This window comes from Nocardioides sp. (assembly GCF_034670285.1).
Taxonomy (GTDB): domain Bacteria; phylum Actinomycetota; class Actinomycetes; order Propionibacteriales; family Nocardioidaceae; genus Nocardioides.
On record NZ_JAXMNS010000097.1, the window covers coordinates 1 to 10289 of the forward strand.

Here is a 10289-nt window from a genome sequence, read left to right on the forward strand (position 1 = left end):
GCAGCTCCGAGGTGAAGGTCGCCGACGGCGAGCTGCGCGTCGGTCGGGCCCACATCGCGGGCCACCACCTCGGCCGGGTCGAGGCCCTGGACGCCGAGCAGACCCGTCGTACGGCGGGCGTCGACGCCGACGCACGCGCCTACCTGGTGCTGCGCCCCTACCTGCGTCGCGCGGTGCGGATCACCATCGACGACCCGCAGGACCCCGCGCCGTACTGGCTGGTCTCGACCCGCCACCCTGAGCAGCTCGCTGCCGCCATCGGCTCGTTGACCAGCGCCCGATCCTGAAGCCCACAAGGGCCATGCCTTAGGGTCGAGCCATGGCAAAGAAGTCTTCCGAACCAGTGTTCGAGACGCGCGACGTCGCCGAGAGCTCGAAGGTCTGGTCGGTGTTCGCGCTGGCGGCCTCGCTGGGAGCCGCGACCGTCGCCAAGAAGGGGCTCAACACGTCCTGGAAGGCCGCGACGGGCAAGAACCCGCCGGCCAATCCGGCTGACCCCGACGTCAACATGCGCGAGGCAGTGATGTGGGCTGCCGCGAGCGGCACCTTCGTGGGGCTCGCGCGCATGCTCGCGCAGCGCAAGGCGGCCGGCTACTACGTGAAGTCGACCGGCAAGCTGCCTCCCGGCCTGGAGCGGGACGTCGAGAAGGCCTGAGGGCCGCCGGCCCCGAGAGGAGCGGCCCGCCGAGATGCGGGCCGCTGACGTGAAGAGCTGAGCTCTTACACGCAGTCGACGCAGTAGGTCTTCTTCTCGTCGGCCAGCTGGCTGCGGTGGTGCACCAGGAAGCAGCTCATGCAGGTGAACTCGTCCTCCTGCTTGGGCTTGACCTCGACCGCGAGCTCTTCGTGGGACAGGTCGGCCCCCGGAAGCTCGAAGCTCTCAGCCGCTTCGGTCTCGTCCTCATCGACCTTGCCCGAGTTCTTGTCGTGACGACGCGCCTTGAGCTCTTCGATGCTCTCCTCGGACTGATCTTCCTCGTTCTTGCGCGGTGCGTCGTAGTCGGTCGCCATGCGTCGCTCACTCCCCTCTCAAAACCTAGTTCGGACCACGCTGCGTGCCCGGTCCGGCGGGGCAGATTGTGCACTATCACCCCGGAAAGGGGAACAGCGGCCCGGCTGGACTCCAAGAACATGCCCGGCCCGCGGGATATTCCCGCCAAAAACCCGCTTCGCGAGTGGCCTGGCGGAGGTCGGTGAAGCCGTGTGATGGCGCACACAGCAGCAGCGTGCCGCCACCGACCCCGACCCCGGTGTCGACCTGCGCACCGGCCGCTCGAGCGAGCAGCGCGCCGGCGGCGTGGTCCCACAGGTGCACCCCCTCCTCGACGTAGCCGTCGAGGAGGCCCTCGGCCACGTGACAGAGGTCCAGCGCACAGGACCCGAGGCGTCGTACGTCGCGCACGCGAGGCAGCAGGGCGGCCAGCGCGCGCCCCTGGAGCGCCCGGGTCTCGGCGAGGTAGGAGAACCCGGTGCCGATCAGGCGTTGCTCCAGCGGCGCCGGCCCGCGCACGGAGATCGGCTCGCCGTTGCGCTGGGCGACCAGGGCGCCGGTCGCCGCGTCGGGACGCGCGACGTACTCGACCTGCTTGGCGACGTCGATCACCACTCCGACCGCGATCTCGCCGTCGACCTCGGCGGCGATCGAGACGGCGTACTGCGGGATGCCGTAGAGGAAGTTCACGGTGCCGTCGATCGGGTCGACGATCCACCGGACGCCGCTCGTGCCCTCGACGTCGTCGCCCTCCTCGCCGAGGAAGGCGTCGTCGGGCCGCCGGGCGGCGACCCTGGCGCGGATCAGCGACTCCGAGGCCCGATCGGCCTCGGTGACGACGTCGATGGCGCTGGACTTCGTGGCCGCCACGACGGCCCCGGCACGGGCTCGGCCCCGCACGAGGTCGGCCGCCTCACGGGCCACCTCGAGAGCGAGGTCGGCCAGCTGCGCCAGGAGATCGGGGTCAGCGCGGGTCATGCGTCCTGACCGCACAGCGCGGGACGCTCGCCCCGCGGGTTGGCGCAGCAGCCGACCGGGCACTGGTTCCACATCGGACCGATGCTCCCGACCGACGCGGGAGCGGCAGGCTCGCCCGACTCGATCGCCGCGCGCTCCAGGAGCAGGTCACGCACCATGGCGACGAAGCGCGGGTCGACGCCCGGGGTCGCCGCCCGGCGAGCCGGCAGTCCGAGGCGCTCGGCCGTGGCGAGGGCCTCGGTGTCGAGGTCGTAGATGACCTCCATGTGGTCGGAGACGAAGCCGATCGGCACCATCACCACGGCCGAGGCCGACGGTCCCGCGGCCTCCCCCTCACCGGCGAGCGCCTCGAGGTGGTCGTTGACGTCGGGCTCGAGCCACGGGGTCTGCGGCGAGCCGGAGCGCGAGCAGAAGACGAGGTCGTGCTCGTGGTGACGGCCGGTCTGCTCGGCGATCCGGTCGACCACGACCTGGGCGGCGCTGCGGTGCTGGGCGACGTACGCCCCGCCACCCAGCTCGGGTGGGCCGCTGCCGTCGTTCATGGCCGTGGGGATGGAGTGCGTGACGAACACGATCCGGGCGTCGTCACCCAGCCCGTCGGGCAGGTCAGCCAGCGAGGCCAGGGTGGCGTCGACGACGGGCTCGAGGAAGCCCGGGTGGTTGAAGTAGTGGCGCAGCTTGTCGAGGCGCGGGGCGCCCTCGATGCCGTCGACGGCGTCGTAGAGGTTCTCGCGGTACTGGCGGCAGCTCGACCACGAGGAGTAGGCACTGGTGACGAAGCAGGCCGCGCGGGTCACGCCGTCGGCGGCCATCTGGGCGACGGTCTCGCGCAGGTAGGGGTCCCAGTTGCGATTGCCCCAGTAGACCGGGACGTCGATGCCGTGCTCGGCGAAGTCGGCCTCGAGGGCAGCCAGGAAGGCGCGGTTCTGGTCGTTGATGGGCGAGCGGCCACCGAAGAGGAAGTAGTGCTCGCCGACCTGCTCGAGTCGTTCCTTGGGGATCCCGCGTCCGCGGGTGACGTTCTCGAGGAACGGCACGACGTCCTCGGGCTTTTCGGGTCCACCGAAGGAGACGAGGAGCAACGCGTCATAGGGATCAGTCACTCGCTCATCGTAGGGGCGCCGGGTCACCCCTCAGAGGGGGCCGCACCCCTAAGATCCGGAGATGCTCGCGATCTACCGTCGGATCCTCGGTGAACCCGGAACTGCGCTCTTCAGCGCGACCGGGCTGGTGGCGCGGCTGCCGATCTCGATGGTGGGCCTCGGCATCGTCCTGCTGGTCGAGGCGCGCACCGACTCCTACGGGTTGGCCGGACTGGTCTCGGGCGTCACCCTCGCGTCGAACGCCGCCCTGGCGGTCCCCCAGGCCCGGTGGACCGACCGCCTCGGGCAGTCGCGGGTCCTCCCGGTCGCCATCACGATCTGGGGCGCTGCGCTGGCCGGCCTGATGTGGTCGGTCGAGCAGAGCCTGCCCCTGGCTGCGACGTTCGCGTTCGCTGCCGTGACCGGCGCGGCGCTGCCGGCAGTCGGCAGCTGCGTGCGTGCCCGCTGGTCCTACGCCCTGGCCGACAACAACCAACGCCAGACCGCCTTTGCGCTCGAGGCGGTGGCCGACGAGACCGTCTTCATGACGGGGCCGATCGTCGTCACGCTGCTGGCCACCGCGGCGCACCCGCTGGCGGGGCTGACTGCCGCTCTGGTCGCCGGCGTGGTGGGCACGCTCGCGCTGAGCGCCCAGCGCAGCACCGAGCCGCCGCCGCACCCGCGTGTGGTCGAGCGAGATGCGCGGCCCCGCATGCCGTGGGCGACGATCCTGCCGCTCAGCATCGTCTCGCTCGCGCTCGGCGCGCTCTTCGGCGCCGCGGAGGTCACCACCGTGGCCTTCAGCGACGAGCAGGGCGCCACGGCGTACGCCGGTCCGCTGCTGGCGGTGTGGGCTGCGGGCAGCCTCATCGCCGGCGTGCTCACCGGCGCGCTCACCTGGCGCCGTACCGTCCTCCAGCGGCTGCGGATCGGCGCTGCGGCGATGACCCTCACCATGCTGCCCCTCGCGCTGATCGACTCGCTGTGGGCGATGGCCGCGGCGCTCTTCGTCGCCGGGTTCGCCATCGCGCCCACCCTGATCGCGACGATCTCGCTCGCCGAGGCGTGCGTCCCCCCGGCGAGACTCACCGAAGGACTCGCGTTCCTCCAGACCGGCATGGTCGCCGGCGTCGCGCCGGGAGCGGCCTTCGCGGGACTCGTCGTCGATGCACGAGGCGCCTCCACCGCCTACCTCGTCTCGGCGGCGGGTGGTGCCATCGCGCTCGTCGCTGCGCTGCTCACGCGAGTCACCGGGGTCGTCGGCGCGGTTCCGAACCACGGCGCGGTGCACGAGCAGCACTCCCCCGCTGGCGTAAGGTCGGACGAAACACAAGGACAGGCACCGATCCCCGGCACCACCCGGCGAACGAGAAGGCAGACACCCCCATGACAGGGCACGAGGCGAGCACCACGGTCACCACCGCGACCGACACGCCGCCGCACCAGGCGTACGGGCCTCCCTCGCCGCTGTCGATGACCGGAGTCAGCCGCGACGGGGCTGCCTTGCTCCTGTCGGACCAGACCGGCGCCCCGTTCCTCCTCGACATCACCCCAGCACTTCGCGCCGCGCTCCGCGGCGACGCTTCTCGCATCGGCAAGGTGGAGACCACGATGGACAGCACCCTTCGTCCCCGCGACATCCAGGCACGGATCCGGTCCGGTGAGAGTGCCGCGGCGGTCGCCGAGGCCGCCCAGACGAGCGTCGACAAGATCATGGCGTTCGCCGGCCCGGTGCTCGCCGAGCGCCAGCACGTCGCCGACCGCGCGCAGCGCTCCAACCTGCGCCGTCCCGTCGGCGAGTCCGCCGGCACCACCCGCACCCTCGGCGACGCCGTCGCGGCCCACCTGCGCTCGTGCAACGTCGACCCGGAGGCAGTCACCTGGGACGCCTGGCGTCGCGAGGACGGCCGTTGGTCGCTCGTCGCCGACTACGAGCTCTCCCTGCGCACCGGCTCGGCGCACTTCACCTTCGACACCCCCGGCAACTACGTCATGCTCGACAACGAGGACGCCCGCTGGCTGGTCGGTGAGTCGGTCGCGAGCCCGGCCCCGGCCCGCGACGACCTCCAGGGCGCCCGCGAGCGTCGTCTGACCTCCGTGCCCGCCGACGAGCTCGCCCTCGGCGACGATGCGATCGGACTCGTCCACGAGGACGCCGCAGCTCCGGAGCCGGAGCTCGAGGAGCCGGTGCTGCCCCTCGACGCCTTCTTCGCCGACGAGCCCAGCCCCGAGCCTGCGACCGAGACCGTTCCCGAGGCTGAAGCTGAGCCTGTCGTGGAGCCCGTCATGGAGGCTCCGGCCGAGCCGGTCGTCGTCCACGAGGAGGCTGCCGACGAGCCCGTCGAGGAGCCCCCGGCACGGCGCGCGGTGGCGAAGAAGAAGGGCCGGGCCTCGGTCCCGAGCTGGGACGAGATCATGTTCGGCCCCAACGACGGCTGAGTCGGCTCACCCCCTGCCCAACCGGGGTGCTCAGGACGTATCCTCCGCGCATGTCCTACTTCGTGACCGGCGCAACAGGCTTCATCGGGCGACACCTCGTTCAGGAGCTCATCGATCACCGCGAGGGCGAGATCTTCGTCCTGTGCCGGCAAGGCTCGATGGGTCGTCTCGAGACCCTGATGCGTCGATGGGGCTCGAACCGGGTCGTGCCCGTGGTGGGCGACCTCTCCTCTCCCCACCTCGGCGTCGACCAGACGTGGATCGACGCGCACGCGGGCCGGATCGACCACTTCTTCCACCTCGCCGCGATCTACGACATGACCGCCGACGACGCCACCAACGAGACCCTGAACGTGGGCGGCACGCGCCACGCCGTCGAGCTCGCCGGCGCGCTCCGGGCCGGCTGCTTCCACCAGACCTCCTCGGTCGCTGCCGCTGGTGAGTTCCGTGGCCGGTTCGACGAGACGATGTTCGAGGAGGGCCAGCACCTGCCCTCGCCCTACCACCGCACCAAGTACGAGTCCGAGAAGATCGTGCGCGACGAGGCTCCGACGCTCGGCGTCCCGTGGCGCGTCTACCGGCCCTCGATCGTCGTCGGGCACTCCCAGACCGGTGCGATGGACAAGGTCGACGGGCCCTACTACTTCTTCGGGCTGATGAAGGCCATGCGCGACCGGCTGCCCGCCTGGCTGCCCATGGCCGGCATCGACCTCGGCGACACCAACGTCGTGCCGGTCGACTACGTCGCGAAGGCCATGGACCACCTCGCTCACGCGCCCGGGCACGACGGCGAGACGTTCCACCTCGTCAACCCGGAGCCGCAGCCGACGGTGCAGATGATCAACACCTTCTGCAAGGCCGCCGGGGCGCCCCAGTTCGCCACCCCGCTCGACCGGAGCATCGCCCGGGCCACCGCGTTCGTGCCCAAGCCCCTGCGCCCCGGCTCGGTGATCAACACGCTGGTGCGCAACAAGGCCGTGCAGGTGCTGCTCGACCAGACCGTCGGCCGCGCCGGCATCCCGGCCGAGGTGCTCGCGCACACCGGCTTCTCCGCCGTCTTCGACTCCACCCGCACCGAGCGAGCGCTGGCGGGATCGGGCATCGCCGTGCCCGACCTCGAGAGCTACGTCCGCACGCTGTGGGGCTACTGGGAGGAGAACCTCGACCAGTCCACGGCCCAGGACTCCAAGACCTGCAAGGCGCTCGCCGGCAAGCACGTCGTGATCACCGGCGCCTCCTCCGGAATCGGACAGGTCACCGCCCTGAAGGTCGCCCAGGCCGGCGGCATCCCCGTGCTGGTCGCCCGCGGCAAGGACAAGCTCGAGGAGACGCGCTCCACGATCGAGATGCGCGGCGGAACGGCGCACGTCTTCCCCTGCGACCTCTCGGACCTCGACGCCATCGACCGGCTCTGCGAGCAGATCGCCACCGAGCTGCCCACCGTCGACTTCGTCGTCAACAACGCCGGGCGCTCCATCCGCCGTTCGCTGCGGCTCTCGACCGATCGTTTCCACGACTTCGAGCGGACGATGCAGCTCAACTACTTCGGAGCGATCCGTCTGATCATGGGGCTGATGCCCGCGATGCAGAGCCAGAGGTCCGGCCACATCGTCAACATCTCCTCCATCGGCGTGCAGACGAACCCCCCGCGCTTCTCGGCGTACGTCGCCTCCAAGTCCGCGCTCGACTCGTGGAGCAACGTGGTGGCCTCGGAGGTGGTCGGGGACGGCGTCACCTTCACCAACATCCACATGCCGCTCGTGCGGACGCCGATGATCGCGCCCACCAAGCTCTACGACAAGTTCCCCACGATCTCGCCGGCCCAGGCTGCCGACATCGTCATCTCGGCCATGGTCGACCGCCCGCACGAGATCAACACCGCCCTGGGCAACGTCGGGGCCGTCATGCACACCGTGGCGCCCAAGCTGGCCTTCCGGATCCTCAACATGGCCTACCACGTGTTCCCCGACTCCGCGGCGGCCAAGGGCGAGGGCGCGAGCGGCGGCACGCGCGAGAGCGAGCAGATCATGCTGGCCAAGGTCTTCAAGGGGATTCACTGGTAGTGCCGGCCTCACCGGCACTGCCAACGTGGATCCGGTTGAGCAGACGACGGCCCCTCGGAGCGAAGCGACGAGGTGCCGATCGGATGTCGAGACCCGGTGACTCTGCAGGCAGCCTTGACCTTCAGCGGCACTCGGAGCCCGTGGCGACCGGCCGTGACGCGTCGGCCGACCACTCGCTCCAGCTGCCCGGGTAGAGCCGAGCCCGCACGCCGACGAGCTCGAGCGCGATCAGGTCGTGCACCGCGGTGACGCCCGACCCGCAGTAGACGGCGACGTCGGCGCCGGGCACAGCGCCGACCGCGGCGTACAGCTCGCGCAGCTCGGCAACCGGACGGAAGCGACCGTCGTCGCCCAGGTTGGCGGAGGTGGGCACGTTGCGAGCGCCGGGGACGTGCCCGGCGACCGCGTCAACCGGTTCCTCCTCGCCGCGATACCTGACCCCGGCGCGCGCGTCGACGAGGACCTCCACGTCGAGGAGGCCACCGGAGTCGACGACGTCGGCCGCCCTGCCGGGTGAGACGCTGAAGTCACCGGCCGCGCGTTCCTGCGAGGAACCCGTCTCCACCGCGCCGCCGTCAGCGACCCAGGCCGCCCAGCCCCCGTCGAGCAGACGCACGTCTCGGTGACCGTGGTGGCGCAGCAGCCACCAGCAGCGCCCGGCCGCCAGACCCTGCCAGTCGTCGTAGACGACGACCGGGCGGTCGGCGTTGACTCCGCTGCGGCGCAGCGCTGCCTCGAGCACTGCCGGGTCGGGCAGCGGGTGCCGGCCGCCGTCCACGCCGCCCGGGGGCGCCGCGAGGTCGGTGTCGAGGTCCACGTACGCGGCAGTCGGCACGTGCCCGGCGGCGTACTCCTGCAGACCGGCCGGGCCTCCGAGTCGGTAGCGCACGTCGAGGATCGTGGGTCCGACGCCCGAGGCCATCAGGTCGCTGACCTCGCGCGTCGAGATGAGGGGATTCACGACGCCAGTGTGCCGGTTGCCCGGACCAGACCGCACGGCTTGAATTTTTGACAATCATTCTCAACTCCCTGAGAATGATTCTCATGCGCCACTCACTTGCCCTCGGCCTGTCGACCACGTTGCTGGCCGCCACCGGCTGCTCCGCACTCGGGGACGAGAGCGCGGACGGCGTCCAGGTCGCCGCCGCCTTCTATCCCCTGGAGTACGTCGCCGCACGCGTCGCCGGCGAGCACGCCGAGGTCGTCGCCCTCACGACGCCGGGCCAGGAGCCGCACGACCTCGAGCTGACCATCAGCGAGACCGCCGACCTCGCCCGCGCCGACCTGGTGATCTACGAGGCCGACTTCCAGGCCGCCGTCGACGCTGCGGTCGAGCAGAACGCGACCGGGGAGGTCCTCGACGCAGCCGCGGTGGTCGGGCTGCTGCCCGTCGCGGACGAGGACCACGCGGACGAGGAGCTGCACACCGCCGACGACGGGCACGACCACGAGGGCGGGCTCGACCCGCACTTCTGGCTCGACCCGCGGCGGATGGCGACCCTGGGCGACGCCGTGGCCGAGGCCCTCGAGGAGATCGACCCCGATCACGCCGACGACTACACCAGCAACGCCGCCGCACTGCGCACCGACCTCGAGGCCCTCGACGCCGGCTTCGAGGCCGGACTCGCCGACTGCGAGCGCACGACCGTCGTCGTGTCGCACGACGCCTTCGGCTACCTCACGCGCTACGGCCTGGAGTTCGCACCCGTGGCAGGCCTCTCCCCCGACGCCGAGCCCTCTCCCGCCGGTCTCCGGGACCTCCAGCTGCTGATCGCCGACGAGGGCGTCACCACCGTCTTCAGCGAGCGGCTGGCGAGCCCCAAGCTCACCCAGTCCCTGGCCGACGACGTGGGAGTGACGACCGCGATCCTCGACCCGATCGAGGGCCTGTCGGACGAGACCGCCGATGAGGACTACCTTTCTCTGATGGAGCAGAACCTGACCTCCCTCCAGGAGGCCAACGCGTGTCGCTGAGCCCGACCACACCGGTGCGCCTCGTGGACGGCGCCGTCGCGATCGGCGGACGTCCCGTGCTGCGCGGGATCGACCTCACCGTGCACACCGGTGAGTTCGTGGCCCTGATGGGTGCCAACGGCTCGGGCAAGTCCACGCTCGTGCGGGCGCTCACCGGGCTGCGTCCCCTGAGCCGAGGCGAGCTCACCCTCTTCGACACCCCCTTCGACCGCTTCCGGGAGTGGCACCGCATCGGTTTCGTGCCGCAGCGCAGCAGCGCCGCGTCCGGCGTGCCCGCCTCGGTGCGCGAGGTCGTGGCATCGGGGCGGCTGACCCGGCGGCGTCTCCTGCGTCCTCTCTCGAAGGTCGATCGGCGGGCGATCGACGACGCCCTCGAGCTCGTGGGTCTGACCGATCGGGCGCGCGACGGCGTCAGCAACCTGTCGGGCGGGCAGCAGCAGCGGGTGCTCATCGCGCGGGCGCTGGCCGGCGACCCCGACCTGTTCTTCCTCGACGAGCCGACCGCCGGCGTCGACCTCCCCAACCAACAGGCCCTCACCGATGCCCTCGCGGCGCTCAAGGCCCGAGGCGTGACGATCGTCCTGGTGGCCCACGAGCTCGGCCCGTTGAAGGAGCTCGTCGACCGCGCCGTCGTCATGCGCGACGGTCGCATCGCCTACGACGGCGCGCCGATCGCCGACCAGGCCGTCCACGAGCCGTGGCTGGGCGAGACCCACACCCACCATCACCCGGACGACTCCGACGCACGTCGCCGCGACCACG

At 71.3% G+C, this 10289-nt stretch carries 11 protein-coding genes; 7 read left to right on the plus strand and 4 right to left on the minus strand.

Annotated features, from left to right (window positions below):
- Together VOI19_RS06850 and VOI19_RS06855 are read left to right on the plus strand one after the other, a co-directional pair.
- Nucleotides 1-287 (plus strand): DUF3093 domain-containing protein (locus VOI19_RS06850; RefSeq protein WP_323792212.1); only part of this gene is annotated, 287 nt, incomplete at its 5' end.
- A gap of 32 nt (nucleotides 288-319) precedes the next feature.
- Nucleotides 320-655 (plus strand): DUF4235 domain-containing protein, encoded by a 336-nt coding sequence (locus tag VOI19_RS06855; protein WP_323792213.1) that lies wholly within the window; start codon nucleotides 320-322, stop codon nucleotides 653-655.
- A 65-nt stretch (nucleotides 656-720) separates the two neighbouring features.
- Here VOI19_RS06855 and VOI19_RS06860 read toward each other — a convergent pair whose 3' ends face one another.
- The 3 genes from VOI19_RS06860 to VOI19_RS06870 form a co-directional block, all read right to left on the minus strand.
- A complete protein-coding gene (locus VOI19_RS06860; RefSeq protein ID WP_323792214.1) occupies nucleotides 721-1011 on the minus strand; it encodes a DUF4193 domain-containing protein in 291 nt (96 codons plus the stop codon).
- Between the two features lie 76 nt (nucleotides 1012-1087).
- Nucleotides 1088-1969: an inositol monophosphatase family protein gene (locus VOI19_RS06865; protein ID WP_323792215.1), complete on the minus strand. Its 882-nt coding sequence runs from the start codon at nucleotides 1967-1969 to the stop codon at nucleotides 1088-1090.
- Nucleotides 1966-3072 (minus strand): ferrochelatase, encoded by a 1107-nt coding sequence (locus VOI19_RS06870; RefSeq protein WP_323792216.1) that lies wholly within the window; start codon nucleotides 3070-3072, stop codon nucleotides 1966-1968. Before VOI19_RS06870 ends, VOI19_RS06865 begins: the two co-directional genes overlap by 4 nt.
- Before the next feature lie 61 nt (nucleotides 3073-3133).
- Between VOI19_RS06870 and VOI19_RS06875 the strand changes: the two genes are divergently transcribed.
- The 3 genes from VOI19_RS06875 to VOI19_RS06885 are packed head-to-tail and all read left to right on the plus strand — an operon-like array spanning nucleotide 3134 to nucleotide 7553.
- Nucleotides 3134-4441 carry an MFS transporter gene (locus VOI19_RS06875; protein WP_323792217.1) on the plus strand — a complete coding sequence of 436 codons (1308 nt, stop codon included), beginning with the start codon at nucleotides 3134-3136 and terminating at the stop codon, nucleotides 4439-4441.
- Complete coding sequence (gene sepH, locus VOI19_RS06880) at nucleotides 4438-5490, plus strand: septation protein SepH (RefSeq protein ID WP_323792218.1); 1053 nt, start codon at nucleotides 4438-4440, stop codon at nucleotides 5488-5490. The genes VOI19_RS06875 and sepH overlap by 4 nt, the downstream gene beginning before the upstream one ends.
- A 50-nt stretch (nucleotides 5491-5540) precedes the next feature.
- Nucleotides 5541-7553 carry an SDR family oxidoreductase gene (locus VOI19_RS06885; RefSeq protein WP_323792219.1) on the plus strand — a complete coding sequence of 671 codons (2013 nt, stop codon included), beginning with the start codon at nucleotides 5541-5543 and terminating at the stop codon, nucleotides 7551-7553.
- A gap of 121 nt (nucleotides 7554-7674) precedes the next feature.
- Here the strand turns inward: VOI19_RS06885 and VOI19_RS06890 are convergent, their stop codons facing one another.
- On the minus strand, nucleotides 7675-8514 hold the full coding sequence (locus VOI19_RS06890) for a sulfurtransferase (RefSeq protein ID WP_323792220.1): 840 nt from the start codon (nucleotides 8512-8514) through the stop codon (nucleotides 7675-7677).
- Nucleotides 8515-8597: 83 nt separating this feature from the next.
- Here VOI19_RS06890 and VOI19_RS06895 point away from each other — a divergent pair, with 83 nt between their 5' ends.
- Nucleotides 8598-9527, plus strand: a complete 930-nt coding sequence (locus tag VOI19_RS06895; protein ID WP_323792221.1) for a metal ABC transporter substrate-binding protein — start codon at nucleotides 8598-8600, stop codon at nucleotides 9525-9527.
- On the plus strand, nucleotides 9518-10289 hold a 772-nt coding region (locus VOI19_RS06900), incomplete at its 3' end, for an ABC transporter ATP-binding protein (RefSeq protein ID WP_323792222.1). The genes VOI19_RS06895 and VOI19_RS06900, both read left to right, overlap by 10 nt.